Origin of the sequence: Sorangium sp. So ce726, assembly GCF_051521405.1 — a bacterium.
Classification (GTDB): Bacteria; Myxococcota_A; Polyangia; order Polyangiales; family Polyangiaceae; genus Sorangium.
In genome coordinates this window covers 11,709,461-11,726,985 of record NZ_CP150349.1, presented here as the reverse complement: position 1 = coordinate 11,726,985, position 17,525 = coordinate 11,709,461, and the positions used below count along the sequence as shown (strand labels likewise).

The 17,525-nt window shown below is 69.1% G+C and carries 20 protein-coding genes; 11 read left to right on the top strand and 9 right to left on the bottom strand.

Features of this window, described 5'->3' with window-relative positions; translation table 11 throughout:
* The first annotated feature begins 16 nt into the window (after window positions 1-16).
* Window positions 17-538 (top strand): hypothetical protein, encoded by a 522-nt coding sequence (locus WME79_RS43800; RefSeq protein WP_437527804.1) that lies wholly within the window; start codon window positions 17-19, stop codon window positions 536-538.
* 157 nt (window positions 539-695) lie between these two features.
* Here the strand turns inward: WME79_RS43800 and WME79_RS43795 are convergent, their stop codons facing one another.
* The 4 genes from WME79_RS43795 to WME79_RS43780 all read right to left on the bottom strand — a co-directional run bounded on the left by WME79_RS43795 (window position 696) and on the right by WME79_RS43780 (window position 4,837).
* A complete protein-coding gene (locus WME79_RS43795) occupies window positions 696-875 on the bottom strand; it encodes a hypothetical protein (RefSeq protein ID WP_044967002.1) in 180 nt (59 codons plus the stop codon).
* 314 nt (window positions 876-1,189) lie between these two features.
* On the bottom strand, window positions 1,190-1,441 hold the full coding sequence (locus WME79_RS43790) for a hypothetical protein (RefSeq protein ID WP_129354294.1): 252 nt from the start codon (window positions 1,439-1,441) through the stop codon (window positions 1,190-1,192).
* Window positions 1,442-1,926: 485 nt separating this feature from the next.
* Complete coding sequence (locus WME79_RS43785) at window positions 1,927-3,210, bottom strand: penicillin-binding transpeptidase domain-containing protein (RefSeq protein ID WP_437527799.1); 1,284 nt, start codon at window positions 3,208-3,210, stop codon at window positions 1,927-1,929.
* Window positions 3,211-3,385: 175 nt separating this feature from the next.
* A complete protein-coding gene (locus tag WME79_RS43780; protein ID WP_437527796.1) occupies window positions 3,386-4,837 on the bottom strand; it encodes a porin in 1,452 nt (483 codons plus the stop codon).
* Window positions 4,838-5,364: 527 nt separating this feature from the next.
* Between WME79_RS43780 and WME79_RS43775 the strand changes: the two genes are divergently transcribed.
* Complete coding sequence (locus tag WME79_RS43775) at window positions 5,365-6,477, top strand: PhoH family protein (RefSeq protein ID WP_437527793.1); 1,113 nt, start codon at window positions 5,365-5,367, stop codon at window positions 6,475-6,477.
* 55 nt (window positions 6,478-6,532) lie between these two features.
* Here the strand turns inward: WME79_RS43775 and WME79_RS43770 are convergent, their stop codons facing one another.
* Together WME79_RS43770 and WME79_RS43765 are read right to left on the bottom strand one after the other, a co-directional pair.
* Window positions 6,533-7,156: a hypothetical protein gene (locus tag WME79_RS43770; protein ID WP_437527791.1), complete on the bottom strand. Its 624-nt coding sequence runs from the start codon at window positions 7,154-7,156 to the stop codon at window positions 6,533-6,535.
* Between the two features lie 88 nt (window positions 7,157-7,244).
* The gene (locus WME79_RS43765; protein ID WP_437527788.1) at window positions 7,245-7,910 is read right to left on the bottom strand and encodes a class I SAM-dependent methyltransferase; all 666 of its coding nucleotides are present in this window, start codon (window positions 7,908-7,910) and stop codon (window positions 7,245-7,247) included.
* A 1,255-nt stretch (window positions 7,911-9,165) separates the two neighbouring features.
* Between WME79_RS43765 and WME79_RS43760 the strand changes: the two genes are divergently transcribed.
* On the top strand, window positions 9,166-9,735 hold the full coding sequence (locus WME79_RS43760; RefSeq protein WP_437527785.1) for a hypothetical protein: 570 nt from the start codon (window positions 9,166-9,168) through the stop codon (window positions 9,733-9,735).
* A 92-nt stretch (window positions 9,736-9,827) separates the two neighbouring features.
* Here WME79_RS43760 and WME79_RS43755 read toward each other — a convergent pair whose 3' ends face one another.
* The 3 genes from WME79_RS43755 to WME79_RS43745 all read right to left on the bottom strand — a co-directional run bounded on the left by WME79_RS43755 (window position 9,828) and on the right by WME79_RS43745 (window position 13,429).
* A complete protein-coding gene (locus WME79_RS43755) occupies window positions 9,828-11,261 on the bottom strand; it encodes a hypothetical protein (protein WP_437527783.1) in 1,434 nt (477 codons plus the stop codon).
* A gap of 220 nt (window positions 11,262-11,481) precedes the next feature.
* The gene (locus tag WME79_RS43750; RefSeq protein WP_437527780.1) at window positions 11,482-12,378 is read right to left on the bottom strand and encodes an SUMF1/EgtB/PvdO family nonheme iron enzyme; all 897 of its coding nucleotides are present in this window, start codon (window positions 12,376-12,378) and stop codon (window positions 11,482-11,484) included.
* Between the two features lie 322 nt (window positions 12,379-12,700).
* Window positions 12,701-13,429 carry a hypothetical protein gene (locus WME79_RS43745; RefSeq protein ID WP_437540058.1) on the bottom strand — a complete coding sequence of 243 codons (729 nt, stop codon included), beginning with the start codon at window positions 13,427-13,429 and terminating at the stop codon, window positions 12,701-12,703.
* A gap of 630 nt (window positions 13,430-14,059) precedes the next feature.
* Between WME79_RS43745 and rplV the strand changes: the two genes are divergently transcribed.
* From rplV to rplE, 8 genes are read left to right on the top strand one after another with little or no spacing between them, the layout of a single operon-like run.
* Window positions 14,060-14,398, top strand: a complete 339-nt coding sequence (gene rplV / locus WME79_RS43740) for a 50S ribosomal protein L22 (protein WP_012240567.1) — start codon at window positions 14,060-14,062, stop codon at window positions 14,396-14,398.
* A gap of 17 nt (window positions 14,399-14,415) precedes the next feature.
* Window positions 14,416-15,108: a 30S ribosomal protein S3 gene (gene rpsC / locus WME79_RS43735; RefSeq protein ID WP_020740980.1), complete on the top strand. Its 693-nt coding sequence runs from the start codon at window positions 14,416-14,418 to the stop codon at window positions 15,106-15,108.
* Between the two features lie 12 nt (window positions 15,109-15,120).
* The gene (gene rplP / locus WME79_RS43730) at window positions 15,121-15,534 is read left to right on the top strand and encodes a 50S ribosomal protein L16 (protein ID WP_012240565.1); all 414 of its coding nucleotides are present in this window, start codon (window positions 15,121-15,123) and stop codon (window positions 15,532-15,534) included.
* Between the two features lie 8 nt (window positions 15,535-15,542).
* Window positions 15,543-15,746 carry a 50S ribosomal protein L29 gene (gene rpmC / locus WME79_RS43725; protein ID WP_437277610.1) on the top strand — a complete coding sequence of 68 codons (204 nt, stop codon included), beginning with the start codon at window positions 15,543-15,545 and terminating at the stop codon, window positions 15,744-15,746.
* A 53-nt stretch (window positions 15,747-15,799) separates the two neighbouring features.
* Window positions 15,800-16,099 (top strand): 30S ribosomal protein S17, encoded by a 300-nt coding sequence (gene rpsQ / locus WME79_RS43720; RefSeq protein WP_272102908.1) that lies wholly within the window; start codon window positions 15,800-15,802, stop codon window positions 16,097-16,099.
* Between the two features lie 4 nt (window positions 16,100-16,103).
* Window positions 16,104-16,472, top strand: coding sequence for a 50S ribosomal protein L14 (rplN, locus tag WME79_RS43715; RefSeq protein ID WP_012240562.1), 369 nt, complete (start codon window positions 16,104-16,106; stop codon window positions 16,470-16,472).
* Window positions 16,472-16,789 carry a 50S ribosomal protein L24 gene (gene rplX / locus WME79_RS43710; RefSeq protein WP_012240561.1) on the top strand — a complete coding sequence of 106 codons (318 nt, stop codon included), beginning with the start codon at window positions 16,472-16,474 and terminating at the stop codon, window positions 16,787-16,789. Before rplN ends, rplX begins: the two co-directional genes overlap by 1 nt.
* 2 nt (window positions 16,790-16,791) lie before the next feature.
* The gene (rplE, locus tag WME79_RS43705) at window positions 16,792-17,523 is read left to right on the top strand and encodes a 50S ribosomal protein L5 (protein ID WP_437527774.1); all 732 of its coding nucleotides are present in this window, start codon (window positions 16,792-16,794) and stop codon (window positions 17,521-17,523) included.
* Window positions 17,524-17,525: the final 2 nt, after the last annotated feature.

Here is a 17,525-nt window from a genome sequence, read left to right as displayed (position 1 = left end):
GCCCAGGGTGCTCGGCATGCGCCGCGTCCTCCTCGCCCTGAGCCTCTTGCCCCTCGCCAGCTGCGGCATCGCCCCGAGCACGTCCCAGCGCCTCACCGAAGCGGCGCTCGAGATGAACACGGCTGCCCGCTTCGGCCGCATGGATGTCGCGCTCGAGCGCGTCGGCTCGGACGCTCGCCAGGATTTCATGAATCGTCACGCCGCGTGGGGCACCCGCCTCCGGGTCGTCGACGTGGAGTTCGGCGGCTTCGAGATGACCCAGCGCGAGGAAGCCGAGGTCTACCTCGACGTCCTCTGGCTGCGGAACGACGAGGCCACGGTCCGCAGCACCCGGGTGGCGCAGCGCTGGCGCGACGAACGGGGCCATTGGGAGCTTATCGGCGAGGAGCGAAGAGAGGGCGACACTGGGCTCCTCGGCGAGCCTCCGCCCAAGGAGCCCCAGCCCACGCAGAACGGGGCTGGCGATTCGGCGAGCGCGACCGAGTTGGGTCGGCAGCCCGGCCTGAGCCTCCACACGCGTGTGATTCGCGACGAGTGAGCGCCGCCGCTGACGAGGTGTGCGGCCGCGCGCCGGGGGGCGCAGCGGGCCGAGCACAACGCCGGCATGCGCGGCCTCGGTGAGCGCCGGGATCGCAGCAGCGTGGCGATGCGACGGTGGCGCGTGGCGCGCGGTCGATCGACCGCGCCTCGCACCGTCAAGCAGCCGGCGAAGGGCTCGCAGGAGCGGCGCTCTTGGGAGCGCGGGGCTTCTTGGCCTTGCCAGCGACCTCCGCCGGGGCCTTCGCCAGCTTGCTGCGCTTGGCGCGCTCCTTCTTGGCAGCCTGCGCCTTGCGGCGCCTCATCTTCATCGACTGGCGGCGATCGCGCTTGCCCATCTGCTTCAATCTCCTCACGGTCGGGGGCGCGGCATCATGACGACAGCTCGCCAGGCGAGCCCCATCCTGCACCGGTGGATGGCCTACCGCGGGGCCCCTCAAAGGGAGCGGGACTGTGCCCAAGAGCGAATGGAAGCGCAAGGGGCAATGCGCGCGGAGATGCAGTTCTCGTGCTAGACGAGTGTGCAGTGCATCGCGCTGCCGTCAGGCGTTGACCGCCGCCTTCTCGCCTCCGGCCGCGTGGTCGCATCAGGCGCGCGCTCGTTCCGAACGAGCCGCAGGCTCCGCGCCGCTTGAGCCGCACCCGGCAGGGCTCAGCCGCCGACGGCGCCGTCCAGCGCGACCTCGCGGCCGCGCACCTCGAGGCGGTACCGGGAGTTCACGGTCTCTATGTAGAAGACTTCGCGCCCAGCGAGGCGCAACACGCGCTTGACCGGCGTCGTGACATATTCATGCATTCCGTCGGAGAACTCGATGACGATGACCGAGCCTTTCCGTGGTGCACGGACGAGCCGGCCAACGACTGCGCGTGATCCCCGGCCGAGCTTGCGGAGCACAACCTGCACAACAGAGATGCTAGCACGCAGATCTCGGCCGAGCACAAGCTGCACAAGCAGCAGCTCTCGCAACTAGGTCCCACCCTGGCCCAGGGTGTCCGGCTGCATCGGAGCGGCCCGGACCTTCGCGCCGCGGACGGCGAGCCGGCGGGAGGGGCCGTCCCCGGGCGGAAAGTTTCCATGAATCGACCGCCGCCGCGGCGTGTACGAGGATCCTGCACATCTGTCGGCCACCAGGCAGGCACATCGGTTCGTTGCGCACCGCCATCGCCGGATCCTTGTGAGGGCGGAAATCACGATGAACGATTTCCGTCTTACGCAGGCCTTGTGCAGGCTGCGCGGTGGGCTGCCTGACGGGTCGACAATGCGCGTGGTCTCGTCGGCCGAGTGGACCTCGCCCGAGGGGCACGGCGCCGCGTTCAGGTGCATCTGCGCAGCGCGGCGCACTGCGATCGGCCTGGCGCGCTGCGGCTCGGCGGCTCGTCAGCTCCGCGTCAGCGGCGGAGGGCTGTCGCGCCGGTCCGGTTGTTCGGATCGCTCACGCCGGGCGCGCCCTTGTCGGCGAAGTAGGTGCGGAGCATGTCGCATGCGACGTTCGTCGCCTTCACCCGCCATTTCGCGCCGTTAGCGACCATCACGGAGATGGCGACCTCGGGCTTTCGGCTCGGCGCGAACCCGACGAACCAGGTGTAGAAGGGCCCCTCGGGCGTCGGCTTCGTGAGCGTCCCCGTCTTGCCCGCGACGCGGATATCGGGGAGGTAGGGGCGGCCGTTGCGATCATGGAACGAACGGTAGCTCGTGCCGTTATCCACCGTCGTCTCCATCATCGCGGTCACCGCGTTGGCCGTGCTCTCGTCCATCACCCGCTTGAGCACCTGGCGCTCGCTCGGGCCCTGGTAGATGTCGCCGATCTCGTCCTTGACGCTCGACACGACGTGGAGCCGGATCATCTCGCCGCCATTGGCGATAGTGGTGGCCAAGTTCGCCCCCTGGAACGGCGACAGCGTCGTGTTCCAGAAGCCCGCCGCGGTCCGCGCGAAGCCGAGGTCGTCTTCCGGGAGCGAGATCGTGCTCGTCGCGACCTTCACGTCGAACGGCGTGTCCTGACCCCAGCCGAGCTTCTCGGCCACGGCGCCGAGCTTCTCGCGGTCGAGGTTCTTCGCGGCGAGCCGCGCGAACACCGTGTTGATGCTCCGGCCCATCGCCTGCGCGAGCGTCGCGCAGTACTTGTCGCGGCGCTTGTTGTCGACCATGTCCGCCGGCCGGATCGAGTGCTCGCCGCCCGAATAACACTGCTTGGTGTTCGGGCTCAGGCCTGCCTCGACGAGGGCGGTGCCGGTCACGACCTTGAAGACGCTCGCCGACGGCGCGGTGGCCTCTGCAGCGACGTCGTGCATCGCCCCCTCGTTCACGTAGCTCGCCCAGACCAGCACCTTCCCGGTACGGATATCGGTCATGACGACCGCGCCCTCCGGGACCTGGCCTGCCCGCAGGAAGCCGAGCGCCGCCCGCTGGTACATCGGGTCGAGGGTCAGCTCCGCGACGCGGTCGCCGTGCGCTGGCGCCGTGGGCGGGGTCTTCCGGTCGTCGATGCGCGTCAGATCGAGGTCCGTGAGCGGCGGCGGCGTCACGGTCCGCGTGATCGTCGGGCCCCCGGCGGTCGTCTTCTTGGCGAGCAGCCCCCCGAGCTGGACGTCGTGCTCGCGCAGCATGGGGAGGGTCACGGCCACGAGCCCCACGGCTGCACCGACGGCGATCCACTGACGCATGTCGCGCATGGCCCGACGGGTACCCCGCCGCGCTGTCCTGGGCCAAAATTGAGGCGCGCGACCTTGCCGGCGGGGCTCCCGCGCTGCCGGCGCGCCGCGCGGAGCGCCCGCGGCGCGGATGGTTGGAGGGCAAAAGGATGAGGGGCGCGGCCGGGACGCCGGCCGCGCTGGGGCGAGGGGCGCGTCAGAACGACATGCTGATCCTGGCGCCGAGCTCGTGCAGCGCGTGCGCGTCCGGATTGGCGGGCGTCACCGTATTGCCGGGCACCCGGAGGAGGTTCTCGCTGGAGCCGCTGCCGGGCGTCAGGTAGGCGCTGTAATTCACGCCGAGCCGCACGTTTTTCGTGTACCAGTAGTTCGCGGCGAGGCCGATCTGCATGACGTTGAGGTCGGTGCCCGGCCCCCCCTCGGCGCCCGGCGTCTTCTCGTCGTACGCACCCCCGCGGGACGCGCCGTCGTACGTCGCGTTGATCCCCGCGAGGAGCGCCGCCACCTCGAGCCCCGACTTCGGCTTCTCGATCTCCTTCGACAGGTCGACCTTCGTGGGGCGCGGGCTGAACCCTGGATCGCCGCTGACGAAGGCGTCGCCGACCGGCCACGCCGAGAGCTGTACGTACCAGCCGAGCCCCTTCACCTGCCCGAGCCGTTCGGTGTTGGTGAGCTGAAAGCCCTCCACGGCCTCGCGCGTCTCGTTCGCGACGTAGTACGCCTCGGCCCGGAGCTCGACCATCTTGATGGGCAGCCGGAGCTCGCCGCCGATCGCGGCCTGCGTGGCCGACGGGATGACGTGGATCGGGCGCTTCAGCGAGTCCGTGTAGCCGGCGCCCCAGAGCGTGTAGCCCTGCGCCGTCCTGATGGGCGCATAGTCGTAGCCCACGTACTCCTGGTCGCGGTCGCCGTAGCGCGCGCTGACGCCGATCTGCGCCTTCGCGAGCAACCCCTTCTTGTCGCTGGCGAACGGGCGCGCGACCACGCGGCCGATGAAATCGAACTGGCTGTCGACGCCCGGCCGGTTCTGCCCGTCGCCGCCGACCATGCTGACGCCGTAGACGACCATCCTGTCAGCGACGTCGCCCCAGATCGTCAGGCCGATGTCCTTGCCCTCGGGGTAGGCGAAGCTCCGGGTCGCGATGTTGCGCTCCATGAACGTCGTGCTGTTGTCGCTCGTCTGGTTATCCATCGAGAAGAACGCCTGGTGCTGCCCGAACAGGAAGTTGAGCGCGGGCATGACCGAGTAGTTGATCCAGGCGTCGGCGAGCACGGCGTTCGCGGTGGTGCTCTCGACGGGCGCGAAGCGCGCGGTCTCGGCGGTCGGCGCCTGCCCGGCCGGGCCGGCGGCGTTCTCGGTCCGGCCGTTGGCGTTCCCGAGCCCCTGGCCGCCGAAGTCGACGTCGACATCAAAGGAAAACCTCTTCAGGAACTCGCCGGCCACCTCGAGCCGCGCGCGGCGGATGAAGAAGCGCGGCTTGAGCGCGCTCCCACCGCCCGTTGCCGACACGTCCGACACGCCGGCGCCGAAGCTGCTGGCGAAGTCGAAGTTCAGCCTTCCCTTCGGGTAGAGCCGGAAGTTGTCGTTCGCGTCCCGGAGGAAGAAGCCGCCGTGCCAGCCGGCGAGCGGCTGCTGCGCTTCTTTCACGACGGCGGCCTCGGCGGTCGGCGCGAACACCTGCGCAGGCGGAGGCGGCGGCGGCGCGGCGGCCGGTTCCGCTCCAGGGGGCGGCGGCAGCGGCTCTGCGGGCGCCGCGTCGGGCGGCGGTGCGGGCGTCGGGGCGGCAGCGGCAGCGGGCGGAACCGCGCCGGCAGGAGCCGCCGGGGCAGCGGCCGGAGGCGGCGCCGGGGCAGGTTGCGCTGGGCCCTGGGGTCCAGGCTGTGCTAGCGCCGAAAGGCCCGACAGCGTAACAGTCATGCCCAACAGCGCCGATGTAGCTAACCTCATGCAGTTCTCCCTGTGTGCGGCTCGCCCGCTTGCCGGATCTCGCATGCACTACAACGCGAAATTATGACCAGGACGTTACGATTCTGTGTAGGCCATACGGCGAGCGACCGCGACATTCCAGCGAGATGTGCGCCGCGTCAAGGTCCTGTTCGTCAAGGTCCTGTTCATGGAGTGGCAGCACGTGCCGGCGACGGAGCGCCGGGGCAGAGGCGGGGAAGGATCACGGGATGACGACCAGCGTGCGGATCACGGCGGATGTCGAGGTGCTCGACAACAGCACCTTGGTGGCCCTCGCCGGGCCGGGGAACGAGCATCTCAAGCTCATCGCGCGCACTCTTGGCATCGAGTCGGGCGTCCGAGGCAACACGATCCGGCTCGCGGGGGACGCCGACAAGGTCGCGCTCGCCGAGCGGTGCCTGGCAGAGGCCGCGCAGATGTTGAGGAGCGGCGCGGTCCTCGATCCCCAGGACTACGTGCGCGGAGTGCAGGCGCTCCGGGACGACCCGGGGATGACCTTGCGGGACCTGTTCGAGGACGTCGTCCTCATCTCGGCGCGCCGCCGGCCTATCTCGGCGAAGGGGCTGGCGCAGAAGCGCTACATCCAGGCGATCCGATCGCACGACATGACGTTCGGCATCGGGCCGGCGGGGACGGGCAAGACCTACCTCGCGATGGCCATGGCGGTGCACGCGCTGCTCGAGCGCCGCGTGAAGCGGATCATCCTGACCCGTCCTGCCGTCGAGGCAGGAGAGCGGCTCGGCTTCCTCCCCGGCGATCTCGCCGAGAAGGTGAATCCTTACCTGCGACCGCTCTACGACGCGCTCCATGACATGATGGATGCGGACAAGGCGCAAGGCCTCGTGACGCGCGGTCAGATCGAGGTCGCCCCGCTGGCCTTCATGCGCGGCCGCACGCTCAACGATTGCTTCGTCATCCTCGATGAGGCGCAGAACGCGACGAGCGACCAGATGCGCATGTTCCTCACCCGCCTCGGCTACGCCTCCCGCGCCGTGGTGACGGGCGACGTCACGCAGGTCGATCTCCCGCACGGCGCGCGCAGCGGCCTCGCGGAGGCGCGCGAGCTGCTCGCGGGGATCGAGGGGATTGCGATCTGCTCGTTCACCGAGGTCGATGTCGTGCGCCACCCGCTCGTGCAGCGGATCATCGTGGCGTACGAGCAACGGGACGCCGAGGTGGCCCGCCAGCGCGAGGAGCGGCGGGCGGAGGCGGGTCGCGGCGGCGCGCGCGGCGGCGCAGCGGGAGAGGCCGGGGCTGCACCGCAGGAGCCGCAGGGTCGCGCGCCAGCAGGCGAACCGGGAGGAGCCGGCGCAGCGAGCTGACGCGCGACGCAGGCGAGCGAGACGCCGGAGTCGACGTCTCGCTCGCCTGCGCTGATCATTTCTTCTTCAGCTCGATGGGGGACTCGCGCACCAGGAGGGCATCGGGCCCGGTCACCCGGATCCTGCCGTGGATGACGTTCTCCTTCAGCTCGCCGACCAGGACGCCGGTCATCGCGTTCGGCGCGCGCGGATCGTCGGGGAAGACCGATGCGCGGACCATGCCGTCCTCGACCTTTCCCACGAGCGTCGCGTCGCCGAGCGCTCCCTTCGCGGTGCCCTTCAGCTCACCGCCCGGCTCGACGGTCAGCGTCACCGTCCCAGGGCCGGTGACCTGCTTCCCGTCGTCCTTCTGGCGCGCGGCGTCCTTGACCTTCGGTGGCATCACGACGCTGCCTTTCTTGGCGTCGTAGCGCCCTTCCCATGTCCCTTGCCATGCGGGCGTGCCCTTCGGCTCGCCCGCGTCTCCCGGCGCGCCTGCGCTCGGGGGCTCTGCGGCGGCCGAGCTGGCCGCGGGCGGCGCGAGCACCGCGCTCGGCTGAGGCGGCGGGGGCGCGGGCCGCTCCGGCTCGCTCGGGCGAGGCGGGCCCTCCTCGCATGCCGCGAGGACGACGGCGAAGGACAGGAAGAGCGCGGTGGCAACGCCGCGCGCCCGGCGAGCTCGTGTTCCGGTGGCGTTCACGTGGACGCTTTTATTACGACCCGGGCTGGCCGTCGCGTCGATTTGACGTGCCCGCGCCGCGCCCCCGATCAGCGCGCGGCGCTTCGGATCAGGAGGCCCTGCGGAAGGCGAGGGTCCAGTGCCGGTCGCTCGTCACCTGCGCGCATTCGGGGGGAATCCGGAGCGAGCGCAGCATCTCACGCACCTCGTCGAGCGAGAGCGCCGCGCGCAGCGACGCATCGAAGAGAGCTCGCTGGTACGCGGTGTCGTTCGCTGTGTACGTGTCGACGAGGGCGGCGATCGACGCCTCGTCTTCGGGACGGACCAGGTCCCGCACGAACAGGAGCCCGCCAGGCTGGAGGACGCGGAGCATCTCGCGCAGCACCTGCAGCGGCTCCGGGATGTGGTGGACGATGCTGTTCGAGAGCACGGCTGAAAACGTCTCCTCCGGTTCGGGCAGCGCCTTGGCGTCCACGAGCGCGAGCGCGATGGCCTCGGTGAGCCCGGCCTGCTCGACGCGGCGGCGCCCGAGTTCGAGCATCGCCGCGGAGAGATCGATCGCCTTGATCCGCGCCGCGGGCACGCGCCTGCAAAGCTCGATGGGCAACAGGCAGGTCCCTGTGCCGACGTCGAGGGCGTATGCGAGACCGGGGTTGTGGGAGAGGAGCGCGTCGCAGAACGCCGTGTTCACGGCGGCGTGGTCCATGCTGTCGTAGGCCCGCGCGTCCTCGTCGGTATCCATGACCTCTGGCTCGAGCACGCGCACCAGCGACATGCGCGCATCCTTCTCCGCGGCCGACGCGTGCGTCAACCGATTGTCGGCGGCTGGTCAATCTCGGCCGCCGGTCGGACGCAGGTCGAGCGGGGGCGGGGTGGATCCTGAGCGTCGTAGATATGGACAGGAAGGCGTATGAAGAAGTCGAGGCGGAGCGGGCCGGCTCACCGCCGTCGTCCTCCTCTCATTGGAGCAGGCGCCAATGTCGTAGAAGACGTGCCCTCGGGGCGGACGCGCGGACTCGCGCTCGAGAGCGCGGGGGCGAAGGCTGAGCTCTCTCGGAAGGGCTCGATCGGAGAGGCCGAAGGCGACGATGAGCGCGCCTCCGCGCTCTGCCATGTAACGAGGTGTCTTGCTGCGGGATGAGCCTGTGCCGCGCGTACACACCGGTCCGCCGGACACGACGGCCTTCAGGCGCCTACCCAGCGGGAGCCGCGGGCGGCGGCCGCGCCCGTGATGTTGAGAGCGGCACTGCGCGGCCCGAGCGCGCCTCCGGCGGCGGGACCGGCGCAGAGTCGTCATTTCGAAGAGCTCGGCGGGTTGGCGCTCGATCCGGCGGCCAGAGTGAGGCCGCGCAATCCCCGGCGTGATGAGCGGATGTCGTGTAGAGAGCTCGACCCGGACTCCCGCCCCGCGGGCGCTCATAACGAAGCGTCCGTGCTGCGCCCCACCCGCCGAGCGGGGCATCCTATCACGCCTCCGCATAGGTCAGTCGTGCGCCCGGGGCGTGCAATGTAGCCACGCACCGGCCGCCTGTGTGTGGTCGCCAGGCGGTCGCACCCTGCGTGAGGCGCTTCAATGATTGGGGGCGGGGAGGCTCGCGCCGGGCCGCTGCACCTCGCGGATGTGCGCGCGCCCGCATTGCCGCCCGTGACGGCGCGGCCCCGAGGCGCGGGGTTGCTCGGTTCTCGGACGGTGCTTACCTGACCAGACCCGAGCACCCGAGACACGCAATGCCGCGGTGCATCGTCAAGGGGTCGAGAGCGGATTGGCGCGGCCACGGGGCCGTCCTGCGCGGGGGAGGGGTCTCGGCCATCAATCGACGCTGGCGGGGGTTTCATCGCTCGGCGCCTGTCGAGCAAAGCAGCCCAGCCGTTCGGGGCCGTCCCGTCCAATGAGCTCTCCGATTGAGCCCGCCCGCAGCGCCTATTGAAAGAAAAGACGGCCCTCTATCCTCAATTCGCTTGACCAGGCAAGTGGCAACGGCATAGTCGTATCCAACCGCCGAGCTGGATTCGGCGACGAGGGAGAGCACATGGCAACGGACGCCTTTTCACAGCAGATTGTAAACCTCGTGCGGAAAATGCCGGACGAGGCGATCCTCGCGCTCGTCAAGAATCAGCTGGGCGCCGTGACAGGGGAAGCGCCGTTGGTTCCTCCTGCGGCGCCGCGCCGCAGCCGCTCGCGCGCCCGCGCTGGAGCGGTCCAGTCCAAAACGTCTTCCGTCGCGGCCAAGCGCGGCGCCGCGCCGAAGCGTCGGCCTGGTCGCCCGCGCAAGTCGCCGGCCGCCTCGGCGGAGCGTCAGGAGACGCTGGATGCTGTCGAGCGCGTCGTCAAAGCGAGCTCTGGCGTCAGCGCGAGCGAGGTGTCGAAGCAGGCGGGTATCCCGCAGACCCGCGCCGCCGCCGCGCTGAAGGAGCTGAAGCTGGAGAAGCGGATTTTCCAAGGTGGCGACCGTCGCTTCGCCCGCTATGCAGGTGACGCGAAGACCGCCGAGCAGGCGAGCGCGAACGCGCGCAAGACCGCGGCTGGTCCTGCGCCTGTGAAGAAGCCGAGCGTCAAGGGGCGCAAGCGCGTCGCTCCGGCAGCCGCTCCTCCGAAGTAGGTCTGGGGACCACCGCGCACGTCAGCATCAGATGGGATGCAAGCTGTGCTGACGCGCCGCGTTTGGAATGACTATCCCGTTCGAGACGGAGCTCAGGGCGGGCTCCAGGTGAGCCCGCCATCATCGGAGGCCGCGACGTACCAGCCGCGGCGCGATGTTCCGGTGACGTCCGCTTGGAGGAGCATCAAGAGTCGATTGCCGAACGAGAGGAGGGTTCCGAGCTCGATACGGCCGCGCTCGCCCGAGCCTTCGCCGATTACCCTGGGGACGTCGTAGATCTTCCCCCCTTCCGGCGATTGCGCGATATAGAGCCCCCATCGCGCTGCCGCGCGGGAGGTCAGCACTGCGGTGACCCCTTCGCGTGTGGGCGCCAGGGCGACAGACCGTTCATGCGGCTCCAGCCAGGGGCGAAAGGGCGGTTTCTCGGCGATGACGCAGGTGCCTTGGAGGGTACACGTCGCGAGCGTGAGCTCTCCGGTTGTGGGCGTCATGACTTCGACCATGATCCGGTCGGCTGCGCAGCCGACCGCCGCTCCAGGCGCGGCTTTCGCCGGGAGCTTCAGCACGGCTGTCTGGGTAGCGGAGACGGCGACCACGGCAGTCTTGTCGGGCGGCTGAGGCACGAGCTGGATCGACCAGCCGGCGAAGTCGCACGCTGGTGTTGTGGAGAGCGCGGCGATGGCCGCTGGGTTCATCGCGAGTCCCTCGACGCTCTTCGGTGCGTCGAGCGGCTTCCCCGGCGGGGGGACGGGCCGCACGAGGAGGTTGCGTCCGCGCACCGACAGGAGCACCGGTGGGCGGCCATAAGGCACGGGCAGCGCTTGTTCCTGAGTGGGGAGCGGGACGGGAGGCACCGGCTCGGCGCCCGCCGGCCCCGCATAGACGAGGGTCGCGTGCCGAGGTTTGGGCTCCACGAGCAGCGCGGCGCTCTCGGCGGAGAGCACCGCGGGCACAGCGTTCACCAGCGGCCGCGCTCCGCGACTCAGCACGGGAAGCGTGACGGGTGAAGGCGCCGAGAGGTCGGTCGCGTCGAACGGAGCGAAGAAGAGACTCGGCGGGTCCAGCGCGGACGGCGTACCTCGATTCCCGCGTGTCTCCGTCGGGAGTGCCGGGCCGCGCGGACCGGCGGTGAGCACCGTGGCGCCGTCTCCGCCGACCGACCAGGTCGACCACCCCTCGCGGACGCGCCGCAGAGATCGCCAGGTCCGGCCTGCGTTCTCGGTCACGAGCGCGATCGCCTCGTTCTCGACCTCTCCTGTCACCACGGCTCGCCTCTCATCGAGCACGAACGCCCGTCGCCATCGGGTCGACGACGGCGCGAGCGCCGAATCGATGCCACGCGCCTGGCCAATGGCGGTGGTGAGCTCATCCGAGGACGCCGCTCCTGGGGGAGGCGGGACGGTGATGGGCGCTGCTTTTTCCTTCTTCCCGCAACCCAGCGCCAGGAGGGCCGTCAGGGCGGCAAGGGCGGTTGCAGCGGCACGGCGCCGCGTGGGCGCGCTCACTATGGAGTCGAGCATCGGCAATCTCTTCGCTGGTGTCGCCCTGGCTTGCTGCGCGGCGGTCCTGGCTTCTCCACGACTCGCACGCTCGCTCGCGCTGCGCCCGAGCCGTCTTGTCGGAGCGCCCGTCGCGTCACGGAAAGATGCGCGCGCGGCGATCGCCCTGTCTCCCCGCTGAATCGCCCCGAGCTTCGCGTTCGATTCGCGTCTGCCCTACCGCCGGCCGCACGCCGCGCGGCCAGCACTAGTCGGCCTGCTCCGGATCCATGCAGCACCGGAAGCCCGTCGAGTAGTCGTGGTAGCCGAAGGAGTGGGCGGTCGTGGCATATTTGCAGCCTTCGCCGTTGCGCGTCGTGTCCATGAAATAGCCGCCACGGAAGGTGCCGCTCGGATCATCGACCCACTCGTGGAGGTTGCCTACCATGTCGAACACGCCGTAGGCATTGGTGCATCCCGCGCGCTCGCCCGTCGGGAGCAGCGCCTGGGACAGCTGGTTGATGAGCGGGTTGTTCATCGCCGTCGTCCAGCGCTCCTCGGGCTTGATGTCGAGCAGCGCCGCGATCTCGGCGACGGGGTGAACCCGTCGCTCGTCATCGTTGCACACGCCCTGCTGGCGAAGCGCGCCGTAGGGGAAGGTCGTGTCGTCCGGCCCTCGGCAGGTGGTCACCCACTCCTCCGAGGTGCACAGGCGCTTGCCCGATGCCGCGCACGCCAGCTTGGCCTGCCGCCCGCTGATGTAGCCTTGGGGGATGACCCCCTGCCACGACACGGCGCGGACGCGGCGTTCGTTCCCGTCAATCGGATCGTAGGGCGACCAGGGGCGCTCACCGCTGGGCGTCACCTCGACCAGAGCGCCCTCCCAGCGGTCGACACACACGCGATCGTCGACGAGGGCCATCTCCGCGGGGCAGCGCGTGCTGCCCGCCGAGGAGAACATCGGGGTGGCGCCGATCTCGGACTCCATCCCCGATGCGAGCGTTGCGCTGTCCTTGACGGCAGCGAGCGCGCTCTCCTTGGCCTTGATGCGCCGTTCCGCCGGGACGGCGGCGGTCCCCTCGAGCGAGGCGCGCACCATCAGGCGCGGCGTGATCTGCTCCGCTGTCGTCGACCCCGGCGCACAGCCGGCCGACGCGACGAGCACGCCGAGCAGCGCTCCACCGCGGAATGGACGCGCCCCCGGCGATCGCGGAACGGAGCCTGCCAGGCGCGGGCGGGAGGAGTCCTTGGCCACGGAGGAGCCGAGGATCCCTTCCCGCGATCTTTTTTGCAACCGAATACCGCGCTCGGGGGCTCCCCGAACGGGCCTACAGGAGAGGGTGCGCGCGCCGGGGCGCTAAGGTGGGTGTGAGCTGGTGAGAGGCCCAGAGGTCATCTGGTGTGCGTCGAATGCCAGGGGAAAAGAACCGCGAGAGCAGAGCGCGCACGATGGGCGCGCAGGCCGTGCACCCGTGGCGGCGGCCCGGTCACTCGAAGGCCATGATCTCCTCGTAGCACGTGTCGTAAGCCTCCTGGCAGGAGACATCGGGGTTGTCGTTCATGCACGCGACGAGATCGTCCGCTGCATCTCGGTTGAGAGGGTTCATCTGAGCCGCGCACTTGGCGGGGTCGAACGTGCCGGCGTCGCAGAAGCCGGAGATGGTGTCGCAGATCTCGTCGGCCTGGTGCGGGCACGCGTTGGCGTACGTGCGGTTCATGCACGCTTGAACGGGATCCACATCACACGCCCGCTCCACACCGATGTCGCTCAGGCAGTCCACGAGGTCCGCGGCGTGACCCGGGGAGAAGACGGCGAAGCCGTGCTTGCAGAGCCCGTAGCCGATCGGGTCCTCGTCGCGGTTCGCGCCGCACTGGCTCGTCGCCCCCTGCGCAGGCGAGATGTTGAGCTCGTCACAGGCCGCGACCGTGAGGTTGCCGTCCGACGCCTCGATGCAGGCATCGCTGCCGCCGGTGCCGCCCTGGCCGCCGTCGCCGCCGGTGCCGCCCTGGCCGCCGTCGCCGCCGGTGCCGCCGTCGCCACCCTGGCCGCCGTCGCCGCCGTCGCCGCCGCTGCTCGTGGACCCGTGGGTGACGCCGGGGCCGACCGTCTGGTCCACCTCGTTGTCGGTGTCCTCCGTGGTCACGACGCAGCCGGTGTAGATGGCGGGCAAGATGAAGGTAAGCGCGAGGAAAGAATGGCGATGGCGAGCAAGCATGGTCACGTTGCCTCCTACAATGTCAGGGAAGAGTTCCACGGCCTGGTGCGTTCGACTGAACCTGGGGCTCCCCTATTCCCCTCGCAATCCTGCTCTTCGGCCTGGTCCGGCCGTCCGACGCCGACGCTCCGGGGGCGCACCTCTGCCGTCGACGGCTCAGGCCGCGGTCGACAGCTTGTTTCAGCTGTATTTCGTCAGTGTCAAGAACGGATTTCAGCCTCGTGATCGTCCGTCTGCCTGCCCGGGCACCAGGCCCGGCGCGCCCGGCGCCTCCCGACGTCCGTTCAGGAGGATCTGAAAAGCTGCTCAGGTTGCGGGGACGTGCGAAACAAACTGAAAGGGCGCGGAAGGATCGCGCTTGCGTACCGCGCCTCCCGCTGGTAATCACCGCGCTCCGTTTTCCCGGGCGATCGGGTGTCCTCCCGGTCTCCCAGTAGAAGAGCCGTAACGGCGCTTCGATCCCAGCTCCGCCCCTTCGGCCGCCGCGGGAACCCCCCCGGTGACGCGAAGGGGGCCCACGTCGATGGACGTCGGGCTGGGACCGGAAGTGTACGACGGTGCAACCGGTTCGCAGCGAACCGAAACCCGGTACGGAGTCACTCCGCCCGCCGGTGTCGCGAGGTGTCTCGAATGGTAAGCAAAGCCAGTGCGATGTTTTCGCGGATCGCCCCGCGCAAGGCTCGCATGATCGCCGATCTCGTTCGAGGTCGCGACGCGGACGAGGCGATCCAGTTGCTCTCGTTCACGCAGAAGAGCGGCGCCCCCGTCCTGCGGAAGATCATCGAGAGCGCGGTCGCGAACGCCCAGCAGGCGGGCGCTGACATCGACGCGCTCTTCATCAGCAAGGCCACCGTCGACAAGGGGCCGAACAAGTTCAACCGCCGCTGGCGGCCGCGCGCGATGGGCCGTGCGACCCGGATCACCAAGGGCGTGTCGCACATCGTCATCGAAGTCGACGAGAGAAAGTAAGTAGAGGACCTGCCGATATGGGACAAAAGACCCATCCGTATGGCTTCCGCGTCGGTGTCATCAAGACGTGGAGCAGCAAGTGGTACGAGGACGGCGCTGCGTATCAGAAGTGGCTCCACCAGGACATCCGCATCAAGCGCGCGATCAAGCAGTACCTCTACAACGCCAACATCGCCGGCGTAGAGATCGAGCGCGCCGCCAACCGCGCGAAGGTGATCGTCTTCACCGCTCGCCCCGGCATGGTGATCGGCAAGGGCGGCAAGGGCATCGAGACGCTGAAGAGCGGGAACGTCGGCACCGCGTCGAAGGGTGAGACGCTCTTCCCCGGCGTGTCGTCGTTCACCGACAACGAGGTGTTCATCGACGTGCAGGAGGTCCGGAAGGCCGAGACCAACGCGCAGCTCGTCGCCGAGAACATCGCGACGCAGCTCGAGCGCCGGATCGCGTTCCGCCGGGCGATGAAGAAGGCGGTGTCCACCGCGATGAAGTTCGGCGCGAAGGGCATCCGCGTGCGCTGCGCCGGCAGGCTCGGTGGCAGCGAGATGAGCCGCGTCGAGACCTACCGCGAGGGCCGGGTGCCGCTGCACACGCTCCGCGCCGACATCGAGTTCGGCCTGGCCGAGGCGAAGACGAAGGTCGGCATCATCGGCGTGAAGGTCTGGATGTTCAAGGGCGAGGTCCTGCAGCGTAAGGCGCGCCGGATCCAGTAGAGGGATTGCAGAATGCTGTCTCCGAAGCGAACCAAGTTCCGCAAGATGCAGAAGGGGAACAACCGCGGCCTCGCCATGACGGGCAGCGACGTCTCCTTCGGCGACTTTGCGCTCCAGTGCGTCGAGCCTGCCCGCGTCACCTCGCGGCAGATCGAGGCGGCTCGTATGGCGATCCAGCGGCACGTGAAGCGCGCGGGCAAGCTCTGGATCCGCATCTTCCCGGACCGCCCGGTGACGAAGAAGCCGCTCGAGGTCCGCATGGGTGGGGGCAAGGGCGCGCCCGAGGAGTGGTGCGCGCTCGTGCAGCCGGGCCGCGTGATGTACGAGATCAGCGGCGTGAGCGAGGAGACTGCGAAGGAGGCGTTCCGCCTCGCGTCGCACAAGCTCCCGATGCAGTGCAAGTTCCTCGCCCGCGGGCTGACGTGAGGTAGGCGATGAAGGCGAAGGATTTGCGTGAACGCACCACCGAGCACCTGCGCGAGCTCGAGAAATCTCTGGCGGCGGGTCTGTTCGAGTCGCGGTTCAAAAATTTCACGAATCGGCTGAACGACACCGCGACGATCCGCAAGGCGAAGCGGGATCTCGCGCGGGTGAAGACGATCCTCACGCAGCGCGCGCGTGCCGAGGAGAAGGCGTAGCCATGGCGAAGAAGAAGGCAGAGACCCAGCAGCCGGCCGCTGCGGCGCCCGAGCTGGCAGCCGCGGCGCCTGCGCAGGCCGAGACCGAGGCGAAGGCGCACGGCTTCCGGCGCAAGCTGGTCGGCAAGGTGACCAGCGACAAGATGAACAAGACGGTCACCGTCGAGGTCATCCGGAACGCGCTCGACCCCGTGTACAAGAAGTACGTTCGTCAGCGGGAGCGCTACAAGGCGCACGACGAGACGAACCAGTACAAGGTGGGCGATCGCGTCGAGATCACGGAGCACAGGCCGATCTCCCGTGACAAGCGGTGGCTCGTGACCAAGCTCGTTGCCCGGCCGGTGGAGGAGTAGCGCCATGATCCAGGTGTCGACGCATCTCGAGGTCGCTGACAACTCCGGCGCCCGAATCGTGAAGTGCATCAAGGTGCTCGGCGGCTCGCGCCGCAAGTACGCCGCCCTCGGCGACGTCATCGTCGTCTCGATCAAGGAGGCGTTGCCGGGCACCAAGGTGAAGAAGGGCGAGACGGCGCGCGCCGTCGTCGTCCGCACCGCCCGGGAGTACCAGCGCTCGGACGGCAGCTACATCAAGTTCGACGGGAACAGCGCGGTCCTGATCAACAAGGAGAAGGAGCCGATCGGAACCCGTATCTTCGGGCCGGTCGCTCGCGAGCTCCGCGCGAAGAAGTTCATGAAGATCATCTCCCTCGCTCCGGAGGTCCTCTGATGAAGCGCCTCAGGGTCGGTGACCTCGTGCAGGTCATCAGCGGCAAGGAAGAGGGGAAGCAGGGCCGCATCACCAAGATCCTCGCTGACGAGGATCGCGTGGTCGTGGAAGGCCTGAACACGGTGACCCGCCACCAGCGGCCCACGCCGCGCAATCAGGAGGGCGGGAAGATCACCAAAGAGGCGCCGATTCACGCCTCGAAGGTCATGCCGGTCGATCCGGCGACGGGCAAGCCGACGCGCGTGAAGGTCCGCGTCGGTGAGGACGGCAAGAAGACGCGCGTCGGCAAGAGCGGCAGCGCGATCGGTGTGGGCTAGCCATGGCGGACAAGAAGGAAAAGGACAAGGCGGCCAAGGACGCCGGCAAGGGCAAGGACAAGGACAAGCCCAAGCCGCAGCAGGCCAAGCCGCAGGCGCCCGCCAAGAGCAAGGAAGCCAAGGGCGCGAAGGCCAAGGGTGCCGAGGCCGAGGCTTCCGGGCCGGCCGAGGATCGCCCGCGCGACCCGAACTACGCCCCCCGGCTGCGCACGCACTACCGGAAGAGCGTGACGGCCGCGCTCGCGAAGAAGTTCGGCTACAAGAACCCGATGATGGTGCCCCGCCTGCAGAAGGTGGTCATCAACATGGGGCTCGGCGCCGCGGTGCAGAACCCGAAGATCATCGACTCCGCCGTCGAGGACATGCGGGCGATCTCCGGCCAGAAGCCGGTGGTCACCCGGGCCCGGAAGTCGATCGCGACCTTCAAGCTGCGCGAGAACCTGCCCATCGGGGTGATGGTGACCCTGCGTGCCGAGCGGATGTGGGAGTTCGTGGATCGCCTGATCGCGTTCTCTCTTCCGCGTGTCCGTGACTTCAAGGGCGTGAGCCCGAAGGGGTTCGACGGCAAGGGCAACTTCACGATGGGCCTGCGCGAGCAGATCATCTTCCCCGAGATCGACTACGACAAGATCGATGTCGTGAAGGGGCTCAACATCTCGTTCGTGACGACGGCGAAGACGGACGAAGAAGGACGCGCGCTCCTGACCGAGCTTGGCATCCCGTTCCGGCATTGAGG

What these genes read in the sequence shown, in the direction of transcription:
- rpsC (WP_020740980.1), top strand. Translation starts at nt 14,416, where the DNA reads ATGGGACAAAAGACCCATCCGTATGGCTTCCGCGTCGGTGTCATCAAG.
- WME79_RS43795 (WP_044967002.1), bottom strand. Translation starts at nt 875, where the DNA reads ATGGGCAAGCGCGATCGCCGCCAGTCGATGAAGATGAGGCGCCGCAAG.
- WME79_RS43765 (WP_437527788.1), bottom strand. Translation starts at nt 7,910, where the DNA reads ATGTCGCTGGTGCGCGTGCTCGAGCCAGAGGTCATGGATACCGACGAG.
- rplV (WP_012240567.1), top strand. Translation starts at nt 14,060, where the DNA reads ATGGTAAGCAAAGCCAGTGCGATGTTTTCGCGGATCGCCCCGCGCAAG.
- rplP (WP_012240565.1), top strand. Translation starts at nt 15,121, where the DNA reads ATGCTGTCTCCGAAGCGAACCAAGTTCCGCAAGATGCAGAAGGGGAAC.
- WME79_RS43775 (WP_437527793.1), top strand. Translation starts at nt 5,365, where the DNA reads ATGACGACCAGCGTGCGGATCACGGCGGATGTCGAGGTGCTCGACAAC.
- WME79_RS43760 (WP_437527785.1), top strand. Translation starts at nt 9,166, where the DNA reads ATGGCAACGGACGCCTTTTCACAGCAGATTGTAAACCTCGTGCGGAAA.
- rplX (WP_012240561.1), top strand. Translation starts at nt 16,472, where the DNA reads ATGAAGCGCCTCAGGGTCGGTGACCTCGTGCAGGTCATCAGCGGCAAG.
- rplE (WP_437527774.1), top strand. Translation starts at nt 16,792, where the DNA reads ATGGCGGACAAGAAGGAAAAGGACAAGGCGGCCAAGGACGCCGGCAAG.
- WME79_RS43800 (WP_437527804.1), top strand. Translation starts at nt 17, where the DNA reads ATGCGCCGCGTCCTCCTCGCCCTGAGCCTCTTGCCCCTCGCCAGCTGC.
- rpmC (WP_437277610.1), top strand. Translation starts at nt 15,543, where the DNA reads ATGAAGGCGAAGGATTTGCGTGAACGCACCACCGAGCACCTGCGCGAG.
- rplN (WP_012240562.1), top strand. Translation starts at nt 16,104, where the DNA reads ATGATCCAGGTGTCGACGCATCTCGAGGTCGCTGACAACTCCGGCGCC.
- WME79_RS43745 (WP_437540058.1), bottom strand. Translation starts at nt 13,429, where the DNA reads ATGCTTGCTCGCCATCGCCATTCTTTCCTCGCGCTTACCTTCATCTTG.
- WME79_RS43785 (WP_437527799.1), bottom strand. Translation starts at nt 3,210, where the DNA reads ATGCGCGACATGCGTCAGTGGATCGCCGTCGGTGCAGCCGTGGGGCTC.